Source organism: Microcoleus sp. AT9b-C3, assembly GCF_036705485.1.
GTDB lineage: Bacteria > Cyanobacteriota > Cyanobacteriia > Cyanobacteriales > Microcoleaceae > Microcoleus.
This window is the reverse complement of the sequence record NZ_JAUBUR010000021.1, coordinates 23577-48192: the sequence shown is the minus strand read 5'-3', so window position 1 is coordinate 48192 and position 24616 is coordinate 23577. Positions and strand designations below refer to the sequence as shown.

Genomic DNA, 24616 nt, shown 5'->3' with positions numbered 1-24616 from the left:
TATATATTAACTTATGCTTTTCTTAATATCGCTGCTGTTTGGAAACAAATTTAGCATATCAGGCTTGGTGCGACAAATCCTTTTTACTTAATTCGAGTAGGTATAAAATTATGCCCCGTTCCCACTTTCGGTACACCGCTGTAACATACGGTCAGTCGATTTTAGATTTTCGATTTTAGATTTTCGATTGACCGAAAGCATCCAGGACACAAGCACATAATGTTCTAATTCAGGTTTACCAAATTTAAGATGCTAGAGTTGCACGCGCTTTTAGATTTCACGGACTGTCATTGGGAGTCGATCGACTCCCAACCGAATTATTGGTACGAAGGCCGTTGTCCTCAAAGTGGCGACCTGCTGAGACTGCCGCGTACTCGAATGTCCGAGGAACTTGCCCGGGGTTTGATGCAGTACCTTGCTGCTGACGATGCCTACGATCGCGAAGGGAAGATGTACGGCATATTACTCGTGGAGATGCCTTCGGGGGAACAGCGGATACTCAAAGCATTTTCCGGGCTGCTGAATGGTTGCAGCATTGTTGAGGGCTGGGTGCCACCGATTCCGGGACGAGATCGAGTTGCTTTTGAGGAAGCCCGCACGTTAACTCAATTGGAGGCGATGAAACAGGAACTTATTGCACTGAATCAACTCCCGCAGCGACAAGAGTATGAAGCCTTATGTCGGGAGTTTGAAGTGCAATTGCAAGTTTTGAGCGATCGGCATCGCAATTGCAAGCTGCAGCGAGACGAAAAACGCCAGTTACTGTGTCAAACTCTCGCAGCAGAAACACTAGAAATTGCGCTGGAACAACTGAATCAAGAAAGCCGTTTGGATAAAATTGAACGCAGGCAATTAAAACGGCAGCGGGATGAAACATTGCAGCCGCTAAAACAATTAATTGAAGCTGCGGATCGGCGGATGCGGGCGATGAAACAGCGGCGAAAAGAACTTTCCCGCGAACTTCAGACGCAAATGCACGCGGCTTACACTCTGGTGAATTTTTTGGGAACATCGATCTCGCTTTCCTCATTGATGCCGACTAATTCTATTCCCACTGGCACTGGCGACTGTTGCGCGCCAAAATTGCTCCACTACGCGGCAGTAAACAACCTGAAACCGCTGGCAATGGCTGAGTTTTGGTGGGGGCCGCCATCGGGGGATAAGATACAGGGAGAATTTTATGGTGCTTGTGGCGATCGGTGTCAGCCGTTGATGGGTTTTTTACTGTCAGGATTGGCTCAAAATCCGATTGTTTCTAATATGGATGAGGGTTTGACGGGCGGGCTAGAAGCCCATCGCACAAGTAATAATATTTCTTGTGGAACGGGCATCTTGCCCGTTACGCAAATGCTACCGATTATTTATGAAGATAAATGGTTGATCGCGGTCAATAAACCCTCTGGCTTGCTGTCAGTTCCCGGTCGTTATCTGGAAAATCAAGATAGTGTTTTTAGTCGTTTGCGTAACTTGTTACCGAATAGTTTGGATTTGAATGCGGTGCATCGTTTAGATGGGGAAACATCTGGGATTTTGCTATTTGCGCGGGACAAAGAAACTAGCAGTCAACTCAGGCAGCAATTTGAAACAAAGCAGGTTCACAAAGTTTATGAAGCGGTGCTTTCGGGTACTGTAAAAATTGAGGCGGGCACGATCGATCTTCCACTTTGGGGCGATCCAGAAAATCGCCCTTACCAGCAAGTCAATTGGGAGTGCGGAAAACCCAGCGTTACTCGCTTTCAGGTAATGGCGAGGGAGGGGAATTTTACTCGCGTCGAGTTTTTGCCGCTAACGGGACGCACGCATCAATTGAGGGTTCATGCAGCGGATGTTCGAGGGTTGGGGATACCGATTTTGGGCGATCGGCTTTACGGATGTCGGGCTGCTGCGAAGCGGCTACACTTACACGCGCGGGAACTTTCATTTGAGCATCCGCAGTTAGGAGAAAGGCTATACCTAAAGGCCGAAACACCATTTTGAGCTAAGAGCGATCGGTCAACGAAGGATAGTTAAGCAGTAGGAATTACAGATAGAGGCAGCAAATATTTATTGTTGAGTAATCTGAGCAACAAATGGGGTAATTTCAGCTTAAGTTGTCACCCATGAGTAGAGCAGGCAAGGAGTTACTTGTTACTGATTACTTCTTACTTCTTTTAGATCGCATTACTCGGAAATCTCTGCTTCAAAACAGGCATTACCGGACAAGGTTTTTGCTCTTGCAAATTCTCTGGTTTGTTCCAAGTAAAAGGTCCTTTCTTCTCCGCCGCCATCCACAGCAAGCTTTTTGCTCGCGTCATCGCCACATACAGAAGTCGAAACTCTTCTGCTGTTTTCAAATAACCTGCTTGTTCCCAGGCTTCGCCTAGATTAGGTAAAGGATATTTTTCGTGCAAACTTGCTCGAATTTGTGCTCTCGCTACCTCTGCTAAAGTGAAATCTCCTAAAAATCTGGTTTGCGGCAAAACTCGCAAATTTCCGGGGATGGTTTGTTCGTGCAGAAACGGCAAAAATACACAATCCCAATCTAATCCTTTGGCTTTGTGCATGGTAATAATTGTTAGTTGACCTTTGCTGGTATAGCGTTCTTCTATTTTGTCGTCTGCATCCACAGGTTCAAATCTTTCGGAACTGACAATTTCGCTCAGTACGTCCAAAATATTACGCATTGAATTGTTGCCGGCTGTTTGGATTGCTACTCGTTCTGCTAATTTGTCGGCGGTGGCTAATTCTGTTTGGTCGTATTGCAGCGCTAAGGCTAAGAATGAAATGATTTGGTAGGGTGGCAGTTCTAAGTTAGCTTGCAGCAAACCGCAGCAAAAATAGCGGCATTTGCGAATGGGGTCTGACTGCTGCGGGTCTAGCGGGCCTGGGTAAAGGAATTGCTCGGGGCTGGTAGCAAAAGCATTGTAGTCTTGTTTGGGAATGAGTTGCCGATCGCTCAAAATCTTTAAGGCTGCTTTCAGGTAGTCTGGAGAGTGGGGGCGATCGAGAAATTGCAGTAATGTTAAGATTTCCCAAGGTACTTGAGAATGTCTGTCGCGTTCTCCCACATCCTCAATTTTAATCCCGTATTTCCGCAAATCAAAGCTTAATCCGTGTTTTTGAGGATTTTCCAGCACTTCTTTGATAAACTTACCTTGTTTGTTTTCCCTCACCAAAATAGCCATCGATTTCAGATTTTCTAATGACAATTTGGCACTATTTTCCCCCTCGCTCGCTTCCTCGCCTGAGTCGATATCTTTGCCATCCCTGCCCAACTCAAAATCGTCCGGTAAAAATTCCTCAACTAACTCAATTACCCGCTTCCCAATTAACTCAATTGTATGGTAAATATCGCGGGGACTATGCAATTCTAAGCCGCGACCAATGGGGGCAGGATTTGCATTGTGCTGCGGGTCATTGCTCGGTACTGGCTTAATAGTTTGGTCGCGAAAAGGCTTTTCATTTTTCGCTAATTCCGAACCATTTACCCATTGCAACATAAAGTTAGCCGCATCGATAATTACTTGGGTGCTACGGCCTGCCCCGTCCATTGTCGCTAACTTATTTTCCACTTCGCACCGATCGCAAAATTCGTTAAAATAAATCGGGTCGGCGGGAGTGAAAGTAGAATTAATCGCTTGATTTGGGTCGCCAACTCTGATAAAATTGGGAGGTAAAGTAGGACGATCGGGATCGATAGCCAATGTTTCCAAAAGCCGAGTCTGCAAAGGTGTAGAATCCTGCGCTTCGTCCTCAAAAACGGCAAATACTTGCTTTTGCTCGATCGCCCTCGCCCTCGGATTTTCCAACACCCGCAAAGCGGCTAAAATCATCTCGTCGTAATCGATGAATTCCCGACTCCTCAACAAAGCCTGATATTTTTGATATAAACCCCCAGCTACAGCTAAAATCTCATAACCGTCCCCAGTATCAAGAGCGTTCATTTCTAACAACTGTTCGGGAAATAAACCAGAAGATTTCGCCTCGTGAATCACAGTTTTAGCTACCTGCGGCAAAATTTCCGTCCGCAAAACCGATTGTCGCCGCAGCCTCTCCGTTTCCTCTCCGTCGAATTGCTGTCCTTCCAACAAAACTTGATATCGGCGGGGATTTTCGGCAATCCAAAGTTCTACACAGGTACGAATTAATCGGTGACTTTGAGTGGGAGTAACTAATGTTGAATTTTCTAAATTTAAACCCGACAAATCAGGATGGCGCATCGCAATATTTAAAGCTAAACCGTGCAAAGTATGCACCGCAAAACCGCCTTGAGATAAAGACAATTGGGCCAATCTTTCCCGAATTTTAGCTTTAATATTAGCAGCAGCCGATCGCGTAAATGTCACGACAATTAACTGGTGGCGGCTGTGAAGCTGGTTGCGGGCGATCGCAATTGCCGACGCAGCAGCCATTCCCGTAGACTTCCCGGCCCCCGGAACCGCCGAAACAGCAAGGGGGCCGCCTTGCCAATCCGCCATGTCCTGCTGCCCCGCACGCAAGCTTTCCCGAATTTTAAGGCAAGCTTGTTCTCGCAAAACAACGGCAGAGTCTAACCCAGAGGAAATGTTGCTAGGGCGATCGATATTCGTTGTCGATCGCATAAAATCAGTATCAAATTCATCTGTCATGCGATTTTAGATTTTAGATTTTAGATTTTAGATTAGAAAAATATTTGTAGCGTTCAGCCTTTTTAAAGGGTATCAGACACCGAGTTGCTTTAGTTGCGATCGCGTATGTCCCGATCCCGAACCGTCAATCGATTTTAGATTTTAGATTTTAGATTTTAGATTGAATAAAGCAACCTAGCTCATAAATCCGGGGGCTGGCGATTGGGAGCGAGGAGCTTTTTTCTCGCTCCACGGATGAATCCGGGGACTTGTGACCAAATGGTTTTCGGTCATCATACCGATATTTATTGGCTTTCATCTGCGTTCATCTGCGTTTATCTGCGGTGAAAAATCCCAAAGTATTCAAACTCTACCGTTTCCATTTCGGTATCGGCTAAACTAACACTATCTATTGAAGCTTAAATTGAAACCAGCATAAAATTCAATACCCAAGCCTTTTTTAGAGGAGTCACCCAAATGAAAACTCACCTCAAAATCAATTCCTCCCCGCCCAAGCCAAACCCAAACCCCGCCAACAACAGCACAACTCGTTTTGCTGTGGCGGTATTCTTAACTTTATCTTCAGCCATTGCTTTGCCTAGCTGCGGATCTCCACTGCCCAACGCTACAGGCGGCGCAGCTTCATCTAGCAGCCGTGAAAACCAAGTGGCCGCATCGGCTCCACCACCCCCACCCGCACCCGAGCCAGCAGCCCCAAGGTCACAAACTCCTGGTGCATCAAAAAAAGCAGCAGAAACGACCGCAACCCGTCCCCAACTGATTAAAAAAGCCCAACTCAGTGTAGTTGTCAAATCTATTGACGCCAGCACTAAATCTGTTACTAATATTGTCGAAAAACAACAAGGCGATATCTTGGGTTTCCAAAATCAAAAGCCGCCGGATTCCAGTGTCCGCCAAACCGCGTCTGTGGAGATTCGGGTGCCTCAAGAACGCTTAGAAACTACTTTAGAGGCTTTGGCAAAACTCGGAACTGTAGAGAACCGTTCTCTGACGGCTGAGGATGTTACCAATCAATTAGTTGACAGCGAGGCTAGATTGCGGAACCTCCGCAAATCGGAGGAAATGGTGTTAAAAATTATGGAGCGATCGGGTTCTGTCGGCGATGTGCTCAAAGTTTCTCAAGAGTTGAGCAATATTCGGGAGTCGATCGAACGCATTGACGCGCAGTTAAAGAGTTTGCGAAATCAAGTCGCCTATTCGACTATTAGCTTAACTCTAGAAGCAGCAGTATCGGCTCAACAAACTCCCCAACCTTCTCTAGGTTTGCGGGTGCAGGAAACTTGGGGGAAAGCGACTCATTCTGTGGGTGAATTGACGCTCGGTTTGTTTGGTTTGGGTATTTGGCTGTTGGCTTACAGTCCTTATTTTCTGTTAATTGGGGCTGCGGTTTACGGCTTTAATCGATTTAAGAAACAGAATTCTAATCCGACAACTCCAGAACCGAAACCGCCTCAGTAGTCATTAGTCAGTTGACAGTTGACAGTTGCACAGTTGACAGTTGATAGCTTGTGCGATCGCCCCGTCGAAGTATTGACAGTTGATAGTTGTCATTAGCGAGGCACAAAACCTCGAAATCTTGCGATCGCACTTTTATTTAATGTAACAGTTGGGCAAGTCCTGCCCAAATTGAAAATAGCAAATCGCAAATCGCAAATAATAGAAGGTGCGTCGCGATGAGATTGTCGATCTCTGTTTAAGAATTTTCGATGGCGACATACCCTACGGATGACAACTGGCAACTGTCAACTGTCAACTGTCAACTGTCAACTGACTAATCATCAATTTGCCATCCATCTTTGGTATAGTCTTCATCCACAATCTTTTTCGGACGCATCACCAGAACAACTCGCCCCAAAATAGGAATATCCGGGGATTGTTCAAACCAGTACAATTCTAAATTGCCAGCGTTATCGGCTAGGAAATAACTCTCAGCATCCCACTGTCTTTGGGCTCGATCGGCAATAATCAAAACTTCTTCAACTTTGCCTTGCAGCGGTACCGGCAATCTATCGCTCATTTCCAAAACAGCCACCGGATCTTCAGCGCTCAAAATTACCTGCCATCCGGGAACCGCCACCCAAGCTCCTGCTCCTGAAAATTTTACCATTCGGAATGGCTCGATTTCCTCCGGCAAAGGCACTGCCACCAAATCTGTCGTAGAAAGCGGCAATTTGCCCACAACCGGGACAATCCGGGGCAATTGTTCCTCGGTATCGAGCCTGTAGACGGGCAAGCGGGGCGCTTCCCGTCTCGGAACTACGGTAAAATCGACGAGCAACTGCTCCATTTGCGCCCTAGCGGTTTGGCTGCTAGCTAATTTTAAACCGCGAGCAATTAAGCGCGATCGCTCTTGCAAATCGCTTTTCTGTCTCGCCAATTGCCAGCATTGGTAAGCCATAGCATCGCCGGGAGTGTCTGTGAACCCTTGGGGAAGACTCCCGAAGTGCGAAAACTCCTTGATCGCTTTAGCAACTTGGCGAGCATCGTCAACATCCAAATTGTGGGTTAGCATCAAAGCAGCCGCCCCGGCCCGCTCTACTTGAGAGAGAATCCGAAACTCGTATAAGATATCACTACCTTTTCTCAGGAAGTGCGATCGAACTTCTTCTGAAGCCCCAGCATTTACCATGCTGGTGTAGACTTGGGCTGCGACGCTTACTTGATTTTGCTGAATTGGCTCAAAACCAGTTTCTTCAAAAATCCTTTGAGAGTTGTAGCCAGCTTTTAGAAGTGCAGTGCAGGCCTGTCCCCACTCTACCCAAGTGCCTTCTTTTCGGCGGAGCGATCGAATTAACTTTTCGGCATCCACAGCATTTGTGGAGGATGCAGATGCAGGAGAGGATGAATCTTGCGGTCTATCAGTCATAATTGAATCAAAAACTAGCGCTAAGTTATGTGTGATTGGATACCGGCCAAGCTCGTGTCGCGGCAGAGCGATAGATTAATAGTAAGTGAGTTATGAGACTATTGTTACAGAATAGTTGCTCGCCTAAATTTACAAAGGGGAGTTTATCGTATTGTTATGGATAATGCCATTTCAGAGCTCGATCAAATTAAACGCCAGCTCATGACCCTACACAGACCGAAAAAGCCCAAAATGCTGGTAGTAGACGACGAACCAGACAATCTGGATTTACTCTACCGCACTTTCCGACGAGATTTTAACGTGCTCAAAGCTGAGAGCGGAATTCGCGCCTTGGAAGTCCTCGGCATCGAAGGCGAGGTCGCCGTCATCATTTCCGACCAGCGGATGCCCGAAATGAAGGGAACGGAGTTTTTGAGCAAAACCGTGCCGCAGTTTCCGAATACGGTCAGAATTATCTTGACTGGTTTTACGGACATTGAAGACTTGGTGGATGCGATTAACTCAGGACAGGTTTACAAGTATATCACCAAGCCTTGGGACCCAAACGAATTGAAAATGGTGGTGCAAAAGGCTGCCGAGACTTATGAAATTCTCAAGCAGCGAACTGAGGAATTGGATCGCGCTCAAAATCAAATACAACTGTTAGCAACAATCATGCAAACGGCTGTGGATTATCCGAGTTTGGAAGCAAGTTTAGACCCAATTGCTACTGCTATAAGTGATAATTTTTTGGCGGACAATTGCATTTTACAAGTGGTGGACGGAAATGTTTTAATGCCACTCCAAGGCTGTCACACCACTGGTTCACCTGTGGAAAATTGGCTGGCAGACGATCCTCTGGTTCGAGAAGCAATTACCTCTCAAACTATTCAGGGTGCTGTGAATATTGGACTCGACACAAACCTAGCGAGTCTGCCGCACTATCAGAAATCCGGCATTCAAGCTCACCTGACCATCCCGGTGATTCACAAAGGTCGATCGATCGCCCTGATTTCCATGCAGTGGAAGCAACCTTGTTCCCTGCGCCCCGACGAACTCACAACAGTTCACCTCGCCGCTCAAGAAGTTGCTTTGGTATTGACGAGTTTTCAGGGTCATTAGTCATCAGTCAGTCGATTTTAGATTTTAGATTTTAGATTTTAGATTTACTTGCAACGCAGTGAATGTGGGAGCTTGAACAAAAGTCTAAAATTTTGGAATCTCCACGACGATTGTCGGGAGCTTGTACCTGTTTTTGGGCGGGGTCATCAGTCATTAGTTGTCAGTCATTAGTTATTAGTCGGCTCTCTGTCTAGAGTTTAAAATAATAGCAAACGAAGGATTCAAGACCAAATCTCGCGGATAGCTAACAATAAACAGCATTAATGACTGGCGACAGCATGACCTGAATGCACGGATTAATTGTTTTTACGTGATGAAAAACTAGCAATTACCAATTACCAATCACCAATTACCAATCACCAATTACCAATCACCACTTACCAATCACCAATGACTAATGACTAATAACGCCGAAGAAATTAAAACTATATTTAATCGGATTGCACCAGTTTACAATCAATTGAACGACTGGTTGAGCTTTGGGCAACACCGGATTTGGAAGCAAATGGCGGTGAAATGGAGCAGTGCGAGTCCCGGAAATACTTGTTTAGACTTGTGCTGCGGTAGCGGGGATCTAGCTTTGTTGCTGGCTAAACAAGCAGGGCCGAACGGTTGCGTATTTGGAGTAGATTTTTCCGCCGAACAATTGGCCGTGGCGGCCAAGCGCGCGAGACCTTTTCTCACCCCTGCAAGTCCCATTTCCTGGGTAGAAGCTGACGCGCTAGACTTGCCTTTTGCTGACAATTACTTCGACTGCGCCACAATGGGTTATGGCCTACGTAACGTGACTGACATCCCCCGCAGTCTTCAGGAATTGCACCGCGTCCTCAAACCCGGTGCTAAAGCAGCTATTCTCGACCTCCACCGCCCCAGCAATTCCCTAATGCGGAGCTTTCAGCAGTTTTATTTAGACAGTCTCGTAGTGCCCATTGCTCAGCAATTTGGCATGACTCAAGAATATGCCTACATTAATCCTAGTTTAGAAAAATTCCCGATCGGCCAGCAGCAAGTCGCGATCGCCAACAAAGCCGGATTTGCCGCCGCCACCCACTACCCCATTGCCGGAGCTATGATGGGAGTATTGGTATTAACCAAAGCAATTGACAATTAAAAATGCTTGCAGTTTCGGTCGAGCCAATACGCCCGATCAAAATTTTAGACCAAGGTTCAACCCCCCAGATTCATCTGTGGAGTAAATCTAAAATCTAAAATCTAAAATCTAAAATCTTATGAATCCGTCTGAAATTTGGCTGTTGTTGGCCCCACCTGTAGTGGGAGGAATTATTGGCTATTTCACTAACGATATAGCTATCAAAATGCTGTTCCGTCCCTATCGAGCTATTTACATCAAAGGGCGGAAGTTGCCTTTCACTCCAGGCTTGATCCCCCGCAACCAAGAGCGTTTAGCAAAGCGAATTTCCGACACAATTATGGGTTCGCTGCTGACGCCAGAGGAGCTGCAAAACTTAGCCCGCCGCCTCCTGCAAACCGAGCGGATGCAGTCGGTGATTCTCTGGTTGTTGCAGTTGGCGCTGGATCAGGTAAAAGCAGACGCAGAGCAAAAAACCGCTAAAATTCTTGCTAACATTCTGCGAGATTTGCTGGGGGAATCTGTGCCGCGAATTCTCAAAGTTTTGGCGCGCCGGGAAGATTTTTTAGAAGTTCAGCTAAATCAAATTTTTGACCAAGTTTTGCTGGAGATTCAGCTAACAGAATCTCAGGCGGCTCAGCTTGCTGATTGGCTGTTGCAAGTAGTAATACCCCCGGAAGTGCTGCGGCAGGCTTTAATTGACTTTTTGACGGATCGCAATATTTCGATCATTGATGAAGGGTTTCGAGAAAAAACCAGCGGCACTTATTGGGTAGTAGCAAATTTGTTTGGTTTGCGGAACACTTTAACTCGGCTGCGGACTTTTTGTCTGGATGACAGAGAAGCGACAAATCAGCGGTTAGCAGAGTTAACTGTTTCTTTGGGAATTCGCGGGCGAATTCAGGAATGGCTGCAAAATTTGTCGATGCAAAATTTACCGGTTTCGACTGTGAGACAGTTGCGAAAAACTATGCGCGACAGTGTTCGCAGCTATGTTCAACAGCGGGGTACAGACGTACTTGAGGGGTTGAGCAAATCTATTGACTGGGAAAATATTTCGCGGTTGCTTCTCAATCGATTGCAAACTTCAGCGGTGATGAGCACTTCCCTCGGAATTGTCAGCCAAGAACTGGCTTTGGTTTTAGAGCGCTATTTAGAGCGGGATTTAGAAAATATTGTAGCTCAGGCTATCCCGATTTTGAATATTGACCAGGTGATTGTCGATCGAGTCAAAGGTACTTCTCCTGAAGAGTTGGAGTTAGCAATTCAGGGAATTGTCAAAAGCGAGTTGCAGGGAATTGTAAATTTAGGAGGCATTTTGGGCGTTTTTGTCGGCTGTTTGCAAACAGTTGTGCTTTTGATTCAGCGGTGATTTGTTTCGGCAGTTGTGAGATATTTGTTATAGTCTAATATTCACTCGACTTGCGCCCAAAGTACCAAAAACCAGGTTTTTCGACCGTATTGGCCACCTCAGCCAGAGGATTTTTGGTATAAATCGGGTTTTTGTGGCCCAATCCTAATTTACCTATTTCCTAAATCTATGCCAGCCCCAAATTCGGACGATCGTACATACATCCCCAAAAACCCGCGCAACCTCAGCCGCCAACAATACGAGCGTTTAACCGCAGAAATGGCCACTCCCTACCGGCCTCTGCGACAGTTTGTTTACATAGCTTGTGGCGCTTCGGGCTTTATCGGCGGCTTGGTTTTCCTCGCTAAAATTGCCTCTGGCCGGGAAATTGGCTCTGCTTTGCCCAATTTTGCCCTCCAAGTCGGAGTTGTGGCCCTGATGGTGTTCCTGTTTCGCTGGGAGCAGCGCGCCGAGGATCGATCCCCGAAGTCGAAGTAACAAAAGTTTATAAATCGAGACAAATATCTATCTGACGCAAGGAAAAGTTAGAAATATAAAGAAATTATTATGAAATCCTGGTTTGCCAGCGATCCCTGTAATGATAATGATGTGGCTTCAATTGGGGTCAGCAAATTTAAAGGCCCTAATCATAAACCGCTTGTAATTCGTTCAATTGGGGTCAGCTTTCATAAAGACCCTAAATATATAAAATAAATTTAAGCCCAGCGCCAGCCTTCACGGATAGAAGAGCTGGCGTTCGGCATTTTGCTAGGATCGGGAGATTGGGAGAGAGAATCATTAGGGTGCACACCGCCCACAGAGTCAAAAGCCCGTACTAGGGCCCTGAACCGAGTTTTTTGCCTAGCATCGGATACAGGTAATACCAGTTTCCCAAAAATCCTGCAACTGTAGGCCCCTACTCGAAATCACGATGATCAGTCATTTGCCAATCTAAAATCTAAAATCTAAAATCTAAAATCTAAAATGGTATAACGGCTGGGGCGATCGAATAATTTGGTATTTCCCGAAGACCTTAGCCTGTGCAGTAACTAATGAGATGTGTCAAAGTCGAAGTAGAAAAAGATGTTGGGAGATTTTACTATGGGTCAATCATTTTTCAAAGGGCGGTGGACAGTATTTTTGGCAGCAGGCGCGGGAATTGTATTTTACAGCAATGCGGCGGCGGCGGCCGAAAAGGTAGTGCTCAAATACAGTGCGATCCGAATGACTTTACCAGTCAGCGAATTAGAAATTTTTGCAGAAACTGGGCAAATGTCGCCCGCGTTAGAAATGCTGCTGGGAAAAGCAAAAAAAGACCCAGAAGCGGTTCGCAACAGTCTCATGAGACCAGTAAAAGTCAGTCAAAGCTTTTTGGATCGGACGCTTAAGAGCAAGGTTGGGGAAATAATTCTCGATGAACTGGGTCAGGTAATTCGCACTCCTTCTGGGAATGCAAATCGAGAAGCTTTGCGCGATGCCTTGGTGCTGTCTGCAACTAATGATAACGAGATTACGCTGCTGGAAGCGATGAAGAATTATCCTACTGCAGAAGTTTATGTTGAGGGCGATCGCTTAGTTGAAGCTTACGGTCAACTGGTAGCTTTGTCAGAACAATTGGGCGGCGTTTCAGAACGGCTGCAAGACATTTTGAACAAGATTCGTCTGCCTAGATTGTAGTGGATTTGGTCAAGAACCGTTGATTGCTTCGAGCGATCGCAGAATGTTGCTGAACCTGCATCAATTACAGGGGAGTTACATTTTTTTATGCAAAATTTGCCTAATTTTGACACGAGTTAAAAACAAAATCTAACAGCAGGCTAGCTCCAAACCTGACGGGGCTCAGTCATTCCTAATTCTAAAATCTCAAATCTAAAATCAGATAACTTTGCTGTAAAATCTATATCGGTATAGATTTTCGACAGTTTATACCATTTTTTAAAAGATGTGATAGAGATAGAGAATGTAAGATCCAAGACCATCCGGTGAGAAAACCAATGACACGCGGGCGTGAAAGATGCCAAAATTTCCTGGACTTTTATGCGGAGTTCGTCAAAATTACTAAACACCGACTAAGCTAAAAAATCTTTCAGATATTCCCACACTCTTTCTGTCGGATTTACTTCGGGACAAGCCGGAGGCTGAAATAGTAAAATAACATTGTCTGGTAAGCTGTTCTGCATTTAAATAGGGTATAATAAAAATTTAGTTGAGTCAATAAATACAAAAATGCCAGCCAAAAACCATCTCAATCCCAACAAATAGAGCAACTACAAAAAGCCTTAAAAGAGGAAGAAAATGCAAATTTTCCAGAAATAATTTTGATATTATTATTGCTCAATAACGGCCAAACGCCATCGAAAATCGCTGAATTTTTGGGTGGTTCAGTAAACAAAGTATCTTATTGGTGTGTGAAGGGAAACCCCGACAATCTAGAAAGTCTAATAGATGAGAGAATGAAGGGAAATCACAAAAAAGCTACAGATAAATATAGAGAGATATTAGATATCTTGCAAAAAAAAATTCTGCTATAATAGAAGGCTTTCAATTTAATCCCCCACGAAGCTCACTCATAATTATAAATTGCTGCTAACAAATTACAACGCAGACCATAACGACGACGACGATTCCGATAACGACTCGACAAGATTTTAAAAATTTTCCGACTCCGGTTAACGTGTTCAATGACAATTCGTTCTTGTGCTAGAGTTCGATTGTATTCTTTTTCTAAGAGAGAAAGTTTCCCATTTTTAGGTTTCTTTCTAGGAATATAACTATTGGAATGATAATCTTTTATGCCTTGATACCCACTATCTTGTAAGCTATCTGTTTCGGGATGATGCAGGAATTTTACTTTTTTTAAACAAGCTAAAATCGTGGCAATGCCCTTCCCCAAAAGCAGTGCAAATAATTGCTCTTGTCTCTTGATTAAGGACCAATTGAGTTTTGAGGGTATGACATTTCTTCTTGCCTGAATAATATTTTTTCTGTTTTTTTTGGTCGTTCAATAGCTGTTTCTGTGACATCAATCGCCACGACTGCTGGATAATCAGAGTTTTTGAGTAATGCTTTTTTCCCAGGAAGACGGAATTTTTCCGTTTTCATTAAAGTTGATTCGATGTCGATTACAATTCGGCAAATAGTTGATTCAGATACTCCCCAATTTGTCGCAATATGAAAATATGTTCGATATGCTCGCCAATATTCCAATGATCCTAATACCTGTTCTTGGTAGTGGCCTGAAGGAAAGGATCAAGATAATAAAACCAAACCGAATTCAAAAAAAAGTAGGTATCTAGAGTTGTAAACGAGCATTATAATGATGTACAAAACTCCAAATTGCAGCAGCAATATGATTTTCCAATTTCTAAGAGTTGGATAAGCTCTTTCTCACCAATCGAGATACTCGTTGTCGAAGGGTACAGTTAAATCGCTCGATATAGCTGGTACAACCACTATCTTTATCTACACTATAATGACGTTTACTGGGCAATAGAGAATCATAAGCACTCCAATGGTCAGTATAAATTACAGCACATTGACGGTAAACAGGTGGCATGGAATTCCATAAGGCACTCTTCTGATACTGCGCTACGAGATCCAATATGTAAACCAACAATTTCCCTAGTCTGGGCATCCAATGCCAGCCAAACCCACTGCTGATTGCCTTTATTGTCAACTTGCCGACTATAACTCATCCATCTAAACATTCAGGCGCTTTTTTGGCTTGGTACTCCGCGACACTTGCTTCTTAACAACAACAGAAGAGAGCATTTACGTACCGCTGCACTGTATCTTCTGACACTTGTAATACCCGATCGATTCCGGCCGCCGTGAAATACGTTCAAGTAGCATCCGCTGGATTAACTCCTGTTGTTCTTTCGTAATAGCTTTCCACGCGGGATTTAGAACAAATTGACGACCACATTCTCGACATTTGTAGTTTTGTTTACCATGCGGAGTCTGACCGTTACGACTAACTTATTCGGAGCCACAATTCGGGCAAGAATTAATTTCTACTGTCATATCACCAATGGCAAACACTTCTCTCTAATAGTAGCTTAAGTTTACTCCATCCTTTCCTTCATGGCACTACCAATGTATTAACCGCAGATGACAATGGATTGACGCTGATTCACGCGCTTGTCGAGAATAGAGATATGAATAATTCGGATATTGTGAGTGTTTTCCGAAATCTATAGATCGCCCACCAAGCTCAAAGCAGCATCTAACCGACAAGCTGACGCTAACTAGAGTGCGATCGCATCTCCTGAGTGTCAATTCCAGCCGCTAGCAACCGATCGTTTACAGATGGTTTTCGGCAAGACGATCGCACCATTGTATCGAGCAAGTGTTCGATCGCACCCGGTAGACTCTGGCAAAAACCAGTGTGTACCCGCGATGTCTGAACGATCGTGCTGCGGGGTGCTACGAGCCAGTGAAAGCGCTCTCTGTGCGGAAGTTGACCGATCGCCCCAGATTCCTTGCCGCCTGCACAAATGATGGGAATGACTGCTAGGTGATTGCGAATCATTTCCAAATCCAACGTTGAGTCGATCGCCATCAAGCGCTGTTCATCAATTTCTATACGGGCTTCGAGGAATTTTTTCGTACCGCAGGAAACGATCGCCCCCACGTTGATAAACTCCTCGCGCTCGACTTTGGGAACGACACGGATAATGGCGTAATCATAAAGAAATCGATCTGGCACTAATCGCTTCCTCCAAAAAAATATGTGGTGATTCTAGCCGATTTAGCAGGTACTCGATATAAGCATTCCGATGTTGGTTGCTATCGCTGAAAGGAGAATCTCCCACCAGCCAAGTATCAGGAATTAGTTTAATAATATTGCGAATGATGTCCGGGGTTAGCGTTTGACTCATCTTTGAATTTGCCGCTTCCAGCGTACTGGCAAAACGCAGTAGAACGTGGTCTTTGATTGGCGGAAAACGATCGCGGCTGCGCGAGAGATAATCTTTCCAGGTGTGGTGGAAGTAGAGGGCTGCACCGTGATCGATCAGCCAAAGCCGGCGGTGCCATACCAGCATATTTGCATTGCGCGGCGTGCGATCGATGTTAGTCACAAAAGCATCGAACCAGACAATTTCTGAGGCCAAATCCGCGTCGGACTTCCCCGCTATCGGGTCAAAAGTTATCGAGCCCGGGAGATAGTCGAGGGCGAGGTTGAGGCCAGCACTTGCTCGGATCAAATCTTGAATTTCCGGGTCAGGCTCAGTGCGAGCCAGTTCGGGATCGAGTTCAACAAAGACGAGTTCGGGGATTGGGAGTCCGCAAGCGCGAGCAATCTCTCCCGCCACTAACTCCGCGATCAAAGATTTGGCTCCCTGACCCGCACCGCGAAATTTGAGCACGTACATACCATCATCATCTGCTTCGACGATCGCGGGTAGCGACCCGCCCTCGCGTAAGGGAGTGACATATCTGGTAGCAGTGACTGTTCGCAAGCTGATACTCATGCTATTTTCGACTTTCGATGGGAAATCACTGATTTTATGAGGGTTGGGAGCAGGGGTTTACAGTTGGATTCTTTCATTTAACTGGGGCTGATATTAAGTAGTCTGTTGACTAAACTGATGACTAAAAGGACACAACAATGTTGTGTCCCTACGGAATTTTGCCAAATCTTGCTTTGAGACAGCCATTAGTCATCAGTTATTAATCAACTAATAACTCATGACTAACCACTAATCAGTTGTACTAACGTGGTCGATTCTCTCTAATTGCCAGAGAATTTGGTTGCCTTCGCGCCGCACCCGCGAAACTACCCAATTCCGCCAAACCCAGTTGTCTCCACGACTGGTGACAGCGCTGGCATTGACATCCATCAAATCAGCCAGTTCAGAACTGGTAATCAAGTAGCCTTTCGTCGCAACCTCGTCGGCGATGTGCAACGTTTCGATCAGATTGCGGAGGTCTTGAACCCTCACCTCGCGGGGCAAGTTCTCCAGGGTATCGGCAGTTGAATCCATCATGGTAGAGTTGGAGATCGGAAGGTCAGAAGTTATGACATAGGATTCTATCGTTTTGTTACCAGTTGCGTCCGTTTCTTCCGAAACAATTGTGTTGTCAAAGTGTAGGGGCGGTGCCCCCGTGCCCGCCCCGGCCTCGTCTCCCGTTGGTTTGCGCTGTTGCAGTTCGGGAGTGAGATTGTGCGAGAAGCTGCGGGCGATTTCATCGCATCTGTCGTTGTAGAAGTCCCCGGAGTGGCCGCGGACGTGTTCCCACTTGATTTGCCGGGAATTCAGCTTGTCTAGCAGATGCCAGAGGTCTTGGTTGACAACATCTTTTCCGGTTGAGGTTTTCCAGCCTTTATTTTTCCAGCCTTGAATCCATTTAGTGATGCCGTTTTTAACGTATTCGCTATCGGTGTAAACGGTGACTGGTTCGGTTTGACCGGAATTCGCAAAAAATTCCAGCGCAGCGACGGCAGCTTGCATTTCCATGCGGTTGTTAGTAGTTTGGGGTTCTCCACCCCCAAGTTCGTGACAGTTGCCGTCGGCGAAACAAACTACTGCACCCCAGCCACCTGGGCCTGGGTTGCCGGAACAAGCGCCGTCTGTGTAAAGGCTTTTGATTTTGGGAGTTGTCATGAGCGAATTAATGTGTAATTTAGAGGTAAGTTGTTTGCAAGTGCGATAATTAAGGCAATTGCGATAGTTTTACTTGCTGCTATGAAAAATGCCAACTTCAAAATTAAAAAGGTTGCGCTATTTATTTGTCCGTTTTCTTTGTTAATTTTTAATACTTTCGCGCAAGCACAGCCCATAGTGCCTGCTGCAGACGGTACGGGTACTGTTGTCACCCCGATCGGCAACCGCTATGATATCAACGGCGGCAGTTTGTCGGGAGACGGTGCGAATCTTTTTCACAGTTTTGGGCAGTTTGGCTTAAATGAAGGTCAAATTGCTAATTTTCTGACTAATTCGGCTATTCAGAATATATTAGCTCGAATTGCTGGCGGGGACGCTTCGCTAATTAACGGTTTAATTACTGTCACGGGCGGCAATTCTAATCTTTTTTTAATTAATCCTGCGGGGATTGTGTTTGGCCCGAACGCGAGTTTGAATGTGCCGGCGGCTTTTACTGCAACTACTGCCAATGGTGTCGGTTTTGGTTCAAATTGGTTTAATGCTGCGGGTACAAATAATTTTAGCGCCTTGGTTGGTACGCCAAATGCTTTTTATTTTGGTGCGGGTGTACCCGGAAGTATTGTTAATGCTGGCAATTTAGCTGTGACTCCGGGGCAAAATTTGGCTTTGCTTGGCGGTACGGTTGTTAGTACCGGGCAGTTGTCGGCTGCGGGCGGGCAAATTACGGTTGCTGCTGTTGGGGGCGGAAATGTTCTCCGCATTAGTCAACCGGGGCATTTGTTGAGTTTGGAAATAGCAACGGGCGGAAATGTTGGTAATTCTCCACAAACTTTGAATCCTGTTTCTTTGCCGCAGTTGCTGACAGGTACTGGGCAAAATCAGGCGGCTGGTGTTGCGGTTGCCGATGACGGTTCTGTGCGGCTTGTGGGTTCTGGTTTGCAGGTGAATTCTGGGGATGTGGCGATTGCTGCTAATGTGTCAGGGCTGCCGCAGTTGAATGCGGGAAGTGCGAATTTATGGGCTGCGGAAAATCTCACGTTAGCGGGCGCTAGGCTGCAAACTACGGGGGATTTGAGTTTGCTGGGTGGGGATGCGGTGCGGGTCAGGGACAGCGCCCAGAATCCTTTTTTGGCGCAGGCTGGGGGGAATTTATACATTCAGGGATCTCGCACTATTGATATTCTCACTCAAAATGCGATCGGCAGCTTGTCTCTTCCCCCGCAATTCCAAAGCGGCGGCAATTTGAGTTTGGTTAGCAACGGCGTTATTTCGGGAGATTCTCACTTTGTTTCTGGCGGAAATTTTTCGATTCGCAATTTGTCGGGAATGCCGGGAAACTTTGTCAGTTTATTCGATCCGATTATCAGTTCGGAAGCAGATGTTTTCTTGGGAGACTATACCGGTGTTTCGCTGAAAGTCGAGGCAAAGGGGAGCATTCTTGCCGACGATATTACAATTATCGGCCCCGATATTGCATTGGGTAGGGAAAATGTGAGTGACGATCCAGATATTGCTATTTTAACCAGCAGTCCCGCGTTAATTCTGCGGGCGGGAGTGGCAAGTCTGCTAAATCCTGCTAGTAACAGTTTAGGTGAAGATTCAATATTTACAAGTCCACTTTTCTCAAGCAATTTGATTTCTGTTGAAAATATTTCTGTCGGTGGGCCTGTAATTTTGTCAGCGCCGGGAAGTATCGCAACTAGAGATATTAATGGCGGTCAAATTAATATCGAAAGCAGGGAAGCCGGAGTGCTTGTTGGGGGCAGATTAACCTCTAGTTCGACAATTAATATTCAAGCTAATGACAATATTATCTTGACAAGTGACATTTCTCGTGGTGATATCAACGGCAGTATTAGTCTGAATACTGTTCGAGGCAATATAGTAACAGGGTCGATCGATACTGGGACTTCCGGGGCGATCGCACTCAGAGCTTTTGGCAATGTGAATTTTGGGACTTTGCAGGGTTCTAATGTTGATATTACCAGTAACTCCGGGGCATTGGGGGTTTTGACCGATCCCAATACCATTGTGCCTAATACTACACCTGTCAATATTACAGCAACAGAGAATATCAATTTGACAGCTTTTAGAGACTTAACGGTAGGCAATCTCACCGCTGCGACTGTCAATGCTAGCACCAGCAATGGGAGTGTTAATACGGGTGCGATCGCTACTTCGGGAGATGTCAGAATTGTAGCCGGACAGGACATCAGCACAGGGGCAATAACTGTTAATCCTGTCGCCACAAATCCAGTTAATCCCATCCTTTCCACAGTCAATCTGGACGCCCTAAATAATATTAGCGTTGATGCCATCAATGCTCCGGCGGCTACGATTGCTTTGAGAGCAACCAGTAACTTAAATTCACGGAGTTTGCTGGGGGGATCTGTGGAACTCAAGAGCGATCGCGGAAATATTGCGATCGGCAATACTACCTCTCTGGGGAATATTAATATAATAGGTTCGGAAAATGTAAATTCGGGGGATTTGCTGGGAACAAGAGTTAATGTAAATACCTCTTCAGGAAGTATGGATATTGGAAGCGCTACAGCAACCGAAAATACTGTCAATTTAACAGCGCCGCTCGATGTAAATTCACGAGATTTGCGGGGAGTGGGAGTTAATGTAAATAGCAATTCGGGAAGTATTAATATTATTGGCAATACAGACGCCACAACAGGAAGTGTCAATTTAACAGCACCGCTAGATGTAAATGCAGGGAATTTACGGGGTGTGGGAGTTAATGTAAATAGCAATTCGGGAAGGATTAATATTCGCAATGCGGACGCCACAACAGGAAATGTCAATTTAACAGCGCCGCTGGATGTGAATTCAGGGGATTTGCAGGGAGTTGCAGTTGATGTCACTAGCGGCAGTGGAACTGTCAGCAGTGGTAATATAAGTGCTGTTGAAAGTGTCGGAATTTTAGGCGGAAACGAAATTGTAATTGGGCAAATAAATGTTAATCCTGTTGTTGGTGCAGATCGCACTTCTACAGTAAATCTTAACGCTCAAAATGGTATGAGCATTGTATCGCTCAATGCTCCGGGCGGTAACGTTAATCTAGGAACTCCGGGTTTAGTTCGAGTGACGGGTAGTTTTGACCAAAACGGCACTCCTGTTAGCATCTCGACTCTTGGCGGCACTCAACCCGGTACAGTTACGATCCGCCACGGCGGCGGCGATGTCAATCCGCCGACGGCTTTTGCGGTGGGAGATGCGACGACTAACGGTACTGCTGGGGCGATCGCCAGTAATCCTGTGGGTACGATTACTCAGGGCCGATCTTTCATAAATTCTTACACTCAAGGCAATAGTGCGATCGTCACTACCAATCAACCCGGCATAAATCAACCCGGCATAAATCAACCCGGCATAAATCAACCCGGAATAAATCAACCCGGAATAAATCAACCCGGCATAAATCAACCCGGAATAAATCAACCCGGAATAAATCAACCCGGCATAAATCAACCCGGCATAAATCAACCCGGCATAAATCAACCCGGCATAAATCAACCCGGCATAAATCAACCCGGCATAAATCAACCGCCACCATCGCCAAGCGGTAGATTTCCATTAGATAGAAACCGGCTTTTCCCCGATCGCAACCAACCCTTTAGTCGCGAACAGCGGCAGAACCAAAATAGAATATTGCGAGATATAGGAAAACCCCGAGACAGGATGCCGCCCGAAAGAATGCACTCTCCCAGAGAACTGAGAAATTTCATCAATTCAAATATCAGAGATTCAGTTATTCAGTCAGCATTTCGCGGCGACATCGGCAGGACTTTAGAGGCAGGGAAAATATCGGAAGCTTTGTCTCTGCTGGACAAATCTTTCAGCCAAGAATTTGGGGAATATTTAGGGATAAACATCAGTGACGAGTTGGTATCCCCAGAGGAAATTCAAAAAAAATTAGCATCCGTGGCCGCAGAAACTGGCACGAAACCCAGCTTAATTTATCTGTTTTCGCAGCCCGAAGAATTAAATTTAATGCTGATCACTTCTTGCGGTGAAGTGGTGCACAAAAGTGTGCCTGCTGCGAACCGGTCAGAACTCCTAAAAGTGGTCACTCAGTTCAGGGATGAGATTACCAAACCGGGGGTGCGGGCTACTACGAGTTATCTACCATCTTCCCAACAGCTTTATAAGTGGATAGTGGCGCCTTTAGAGGACAGTTTGAAAAACTGCGAAACCGATACTATTTCCTTTGTGGTCGATCGGGGTTTGAGAGGTATGCCCTTTGCGGCTTTGCACGACGGACAGCAATTTTTAGTAGAAAAGTACAGTCTCAGCCTGATGCCCAGCATTAATTTAACAGATACTCGCTACGTCGATCTCAGAAATTCTCAAGTTTTAGCAATGGGTGCCTCGGAATTTTCCGAGTTGAATCCTTTGCCTGCGGTTCCTGCTGAAATAGCCGCTATTTCTAGAGAGTGGCCGGGAGTTACTTTTCTAAATGAGGGTTTCACTTTGGATAATTTGAAGCGACAGCATCAAAGCCGACCTTTTGGCATTATTCACTTAGCTACTCACGGTGAATTTCGACCTGGAGCACCGAATAATTCTTTTATTCAATTGTGGAATAGTCGGCTGCGACTGGATCAATTGCGGGATTTGAGATTGAACGATCCGCAGGTGAATATGTTAGTTTTAAGTGCTTGTCGGACTGCGGTGGGAGATGCACAGGCGGAGTTGGGTTTCGGAGGTTTGGCGCTACAAGCGGGGGTGCAAACGGCTTTGGGAAGTTTGTGGTACGTGAGTGATGAAGGTACTTTGGGATTGATGAGTGAGTTTTACCAGCAGTTGAAGACAGCGCGAATTAAGGCGGCGGCGCTGCGACAAGCGCAAATTGCGATGTTGCGGGGAGATGTGCGTTTGGAGGGTGGCCGATTGCGCGGTTTGAGTCGGGGTGAGGGGGTGGAGTTGCCGGCTTCGCTGCAAGGGTTTGCGGATTTAAAGTTGTCGCATCCTTATTATTGGTCGGCTTTTGTGATGATTGGGAGTCCTTGGTGATTGGTGATTAGTGATTAAGTAAGTCGAGGGAAATATTTACAAGTATGTAACCAAGGATTAAGTAAGTTGAGGGGAGTTAAATTGAACAGGTTCTGTACTATACTTTCCTTTTTCTGCTCTAACTTCTACCCCATGAATTACAGCATAAGCGAGCTCTAATTCATCCTCAAACATTTTTCCGGCTCGTTGATTTTTTTTGATATATTGCCACTGCCATTCAATTGGATTCATTTCTGAACAATATTTAGGCAAAAAGAAGATGTATTAACCCTGAATTTCCTACTTCGACCATAATTGTTGTTGGACTTTGCCGACATCTGTGTATCAGACCGTTTTCATTTTCATAGCGACACGCCGATTACGCTGCTGTTCAATTGACACTCCCCTGGCTGAAGCCGAGGGGATTCTTAAGGCATTTCGGCCGTAATATCCTTGTTACCAAGGTTCCCAAACTCATCACGTTTGCTCTTTGAGCGTGATGATATCTTTTGGGCGTTTAGGTGACTAGCACCAAGTTTCGCGGAGTCCCCACGTACTATTTCCAAAACTCGAGCTCTGATGGTTTTTGCTGCGCCAATATCTGCGTGTTGGTGGTATCCACATTCAACACAGATGAATTTTTCACCATCTCTGTTGGATTGATCGAGATGCCCACAATTTCTACATTCTTGACTAGAGTATTTGGGGTTAACTTTGATTACAACCTTTCCTTGCTTTGCAGCTAAATATTCGATCTTCCGAATTAAAGTACCCCAACTCGCATCAGAGATAGCAAGGTTTAGTCCTTTCTTTTTTGACTGCCCATTTTTAATAAATCTCCCGGTTTTTTCATCTTTTTTCACTTGACACCGACGCATCATCCCAGAAACATTTAAATTTTCCAATGCGATTGCGTCCACATTGCGAGATACGATTTTATTAGAAATATTCCATTGGTAGGCTTCGCGTCGGTCACTAATCTTTTGATGAAAACGACCTACTTGTTTGATTGCTTTTTGGCGCTTCTTACTTCCCTTAGCTTTGCGACTCACCCGTCTCTGTCTAATTTCCAGGATTCGCTTAGCCTTTTTCGCAGTTGAAAATTTAGGGTTTTCAATTTGATAACCGTCAGACAGGTGAACTAATTTGGTAATGCCCAAATCGCATCCAATTACCTTTGTTACTTGTTCCAGAGGTCGGGACTTGTATTCAGGAACAGATTTATCTTCTATCCTGAGAGAAATATACCAACCATCTTGACGTTTTCTAACGGTACAAGCCTTGATGGTAAACCCATTTGGAATCGGACGCGAGTTAGAGAATTGCATCCAGCCTAATTTAGGGAGATAGATTTTGTTCCCTTGTATTTTTACACCCATTACACAGGTAAAGGATGTAAAATTACTTCGGTTTTTGAATTGAGGAAAACCCCTGCCTGCAAAGAAATTGTTGTAAGCAGTATGCAAGCGTTTAACATTCTGCTTTAGGACTGTTGAGTCTATCCCAGTGTACCAAGGTACGGATTCAGGTCAAAAAAAAAACTTCAGTGGCGGCATCTGGTAAAATAAACCAATGAAAAAGCCCGCAGCCACCAGAGAGCTGAAGGAGTGGAAATGGTGCTGAGGATGCAAAAAATCATCATCAGAATTGCCAGAAAAACTAGCTATTGCTACGGGCAAAAGTCGAACCATTAGTCAGACTTCATCAAAACCCCCATCAACGGACCTGCTCCAAAAACCAGAGAAAGCAGCAGTCAAACCAGAAGCAGACCAGAAAAAGAAACCAGGTGGATAACCAGGCCATCAGGGGAAAACCCGAAAAGGGTTTGGACGAATAGACAGAACTGAAATTAGCTCACCCGAGATATGTCTTAATTGTGGCAGTCAAGAATTAAGTGAAGTAATTAACATCCACAGATAGCAAGTAGCAAGTCTAGTCGCAAAACCAATCGAGGTCGTTGAATATCAGACACAATCGTGTAAATGCCTCGAA

At 45.4% G+C, this 24616-nt stretch carries 14 protein-coding genes and 3 pseudogenes; 8 read left to right on the top strand and 9 right to left on the bottom strand.

What is annotated here, in order from left to right; genetic code table 11:
- Positions 1–249 precede the first annotated feature (249 nt).
- Positions 250–1977 (top strand): pseudouridine synthase, encoded by a 1728-nt coding sequence (locus tag QUB77_RS19090; RefSeq protein ID WP_333176034.1) that lies wholly within the window; start codon positions 250–252, stop codon positions 1975–1977.
- A 173-nt stretch (positions 1978–2150) separates the two neighbouring features.
- Here the strand turns inward: QUB77_RS19090 and QUB77_RS19085 are convergent, their stop codons facing one another.
- Positions 2151–4607: an ATP-dependent helicase gene (locus tag QUB77_RS19085; RefSeq protein ID WP_333176035.1), complete on the bottom strand. Its 2457-nt coding sequence runs from the start codon at positions 4605–4607 to the stop codon at positions 2151–2153.
- A 456-nt stretch (positions 4608–5063) separates the two neighbouring features.
- Between QUB77_RS19085 and QUB77_RS19080 the strand changes: the two genes are divergently transcribed.
- Positions 5064–6065 carry a DUF4349 domain-containing protein gene (locus QUB77_RS19080; protein WP_333176037.1) on the top strand — a complete coding sequence of 334 codons (1002 nt, stop codon included), beginning with the start codon at positions 5064–5066 and terminating at the stop codon, positions 6063–6065.
- A 313-nt stretch (positions 6066–6378) separates the two neighbouring features.
- Here the strand turns inward: QUB77_RS19080 and QUB77_RS19075 are convergent, their stop codons facing one another.
- On the bottom strand, positions 6379–7473 hold the full coding sequence (locus QUB77_RS19075) for a RuBisCO accumulation factor 1 (RefSeq protein ID WP_333176039.1): 1095 nt from the start codon (positions 7471–7473) through the stop codon (positions 6379–6381).
- Positions 7474–7629: 156 nt separating this feature from the next.
- Here QUB77_RS19075 and QUB77_RS19070 point away from each other — a divergent pair, with 156 nt between their 5' ends.
- The 5 genes from QUB77_RS19070 to QUB77_RS19050 all read left to right on the top strand — a co-directional run bounded on the left by QUB77_RS19070 (position 7630) and on the right by QUB77_RS19050 (position 12692).
- Positions 7630–8574: a response regulator gene (locus QUB77_RS19070; protein WP_333176041.1), complete on the top strand. Its 945-nt coding sequence runs from the start codon at positions 7630–7632 to the stop codon at positions 8572–8574.
- A gap of 397 nt (positions 8575–8971) precedes the next feature.
- Positions 8972–9685: a bifunctional demethylmenaquinone methyltransferase/2-methoxy-6-polyprenyl-1,4-benzoquinol methylase UbiE gene (gene ubiE, locus QUB77_RS19065; RefSeq protein WP_333176043.1), complete on the top strand. Its 714-nt coding sequence runs from the start codon at positions 8972–8974 to the stop codon at positions 9683–9685.
- A gap of 118 nt (positions 9686–9803) precedes the next feature.
- Positions 9804–11036 (top strand): DUF445 family protein, encoded by a 1233-nt coding sequence (locus QUB77_RS19060; protein WP_333176045.1) that lies wholly within the window; start codon positions 9804–9806, stop codon positions 11034–11036.
- Between the two features lie 168 nt (positions 11037–11204).
- On the top strand, positions 11205–11513 hold the full coding sequence (locus QUB77_RS19055; protein WP_333176047.1) for a DUF3493 domain-containing protein: 309 nt from the start codon (positions 11205–11207) through the stop codon (positions 11511–11513).
- Positions 11514–12116: 603 nt separating this feature from the next.
- Positions 12117–12692 carry an alpha/beta hydrolase gene (locus QUB77_RS19050; protein WP_333176049.1) on the top strand — a complete coding sequence of 192 codons (576 nt, stop codon included), beginning with the start codon at positions 12117–12119 and terminating at the stop codon, positions 12690–12692.
- Positions 12693–13578: 886 nt separating this feature from the next.
- Here the strand turns inward: QUB77_RS19050 and QUB77_RS19045 are convergent.
- The 5 genes and pseudogenes from QUB77_RS19045 to rnhA all read right to left on the bottom strand — a co-directional run.
- Positions 13579–14243, bottom strand: a pseudogene (locus tag QUB77_RS19045) (IS5 family transposase); the annotation flags it as partial.
- A 64-nt stretch (positions 14244–14307) separates the two neighbouring features.
- A pseudogene (locus QUB77_RS19040) lies at positions 14308–15038 on the bottom strand (IS1 family transposase).
- A gap of 220 nt (positions 15039–15258) precedes the next feature.
- Entirely contained in the window at positions 15259–15723 is a 465-nt protein-coding gene (locus QUB77_RS19035) for a DUF3037 domain-containing protein (RefSeq protein ID WP_333176051.1), read from the bottom strand.
- Positions 15701–16489 carry a HipA family kinase gene (locus tag QUB77_RS19030; protein WP_333176053.1) on the bottom strand — a complete coding sequence of 263 codons (789 nt, stop codon included), beginning with the start codon at positions 16487–16489 and terminating at the stop codon, positions 15701–15703. The genes QUB77_RS19035 and QUB77_RS19030 overlap by 23 nt, the downstream gene beginning before the upstream one ends.
- A gap of 228 nt (positions 16490–16717) precedes the next feature.
- Positions 16718–17623 carry a ribonuclease HI gene (gene rnhA / locus QUB77_RS19025; protein WP_333176055.1) on the bottom strand — a complete coding sequence of 302 codons (906 nt, stop codon included), beginning with the start codon at positions 17621–17623 and terminating at the stop codon, positions 16718–16720.
- 81 nt (positions 17624–17704) lie between these two features.
- Here rnhA and QUB77_RS19020 point away from each other — a divergent pair, with 81 nt between their 5' ends.
- The gene (locus tag QUB77_RS19020; RefSeq protein WP_333176057.1) at positions 17705–22645 is read left to right on the top strand and encodes a CHAT domain-containing protein; all 4941 of its coding nucleotides are present in this window, start codon (positions 17705–17707) and stop codon (positions 22643–22645) included.
- 57 nt (positions 22646–22702) lie between these two features.
- Here the strand turns inward: QUB77_RS19020 and QUB77_RS19015 are convergent, their stop codons facing one another.
- Together QUB77_RS19015 and QUB77_RS19010 are read right to left on the bottom strand one after the other, a co-directional pair.
- On the bottom strand, positions 22703–22876 hold the full coding sequence (locus QUB77_RS19015; RefSeq protein ID WP_333176059.1) for a hypothetical protein: 174 nt from the start codon (positions 22874–22876) through the stop codon (positions 22703–22705).
- A gap of 176 nt (positions 22877–23052) precedes the next feature.
- Positions 23053–24135 (bottom strand): annotated as a pseudogene (locus QUB77_RS19010) (RNA-guided endonuclease InsQ/TnpB family protein); the annotation flags it as partial.
- Between the last annotated feature and the right edge of the window lie 481 nt (positions 24136–24616).

Coding starts and splice junctions, on each gene's coding strand:
- QUB77_RS19090 (WP_333176034.1), top strand. CDS start 250: ATGCTAGAGTTGCACGCGCTTTTAGATTTCACGGACTGTCATTGGGAG.
- QUB77_RS19085 (WP_333176035.1), bottom strand. CDS start 4,607: ATGACAGATGAATTTGATACTGATTTTATGCGATCGACAACGAATATC.
- QUB77_RS19080 (WP_333176037.1), top strand. CDS start 5,064: ATGAAAACTCACCTCAAAATCAATTCCTCCCCGCCCAAGCCAAACCCA.
- QUB77_RS19075 (WP_333176039.1), bottom strand. CDS start 7,473: ATGACTGATAGACCGCAAGATTCATCCTCTCCTGCATCTGCATCCTCC.
- QUB77_RS19070 (WP_333176041.1), top strand. CDS start 7,630: ATGGATAATGCCATTTCAGAGCTCGATCAAATTAAACGCCAGCTCATG.
- ubiE (WP_333176043.1), top strand. CDS start 8,972: ATGACTAATAACGCCGAAGAAATTAAAACTATATTTAATCGGATTGCA.
- QUB77_RS19060 (WP_333176045.1), top strand. CDS start 9,804: ATGAATCCGTCTGAAATTTGGCTGTTGTTGGCCCCACCTGTAGTGGGA.
- QUB77_RS19055 (WP_333176047.1), top strand. CDS start 11,205: ATGCCAGCCCCAAATTCGGACGATCGTACATACATCCCCAAAAACCCG.
- QUB77_RS19050 (WP_333176049.1), top strand. CDS start 12,117: ATGGGTCAATCATTTTTCAAAGGGCGGTGGACAGTATTTTTGGCAGCA.
- QUB77_RS19030 (WP_333176053.1), bottom strand. CDS start 16,489: ATGAGTATCAGCTTGCGAACAGTCACTGCTACCAGATATGTCACTCCC.
- rnhA (WP_333176055.1), bottom strand. CDS start 17,623: ATGACAACTCCCAAAATCAAAAGCCTTTACACAGACGGCGCTTGTTCC.
- QUB77_RS19020 (WP_333176057.1), top strand. CDS start 17,705: ATGAAAAATGCCAACTTCAAAATTAAAAAGGTTGCGCTATTTATTTGT.
- QUB77_RS19015 (WP_333176059.1), bottom strand. CDS start 22,876: ATGAATCCAATTGAATGGCAGTGGCAATATATCAAAAAAAATCAACGA.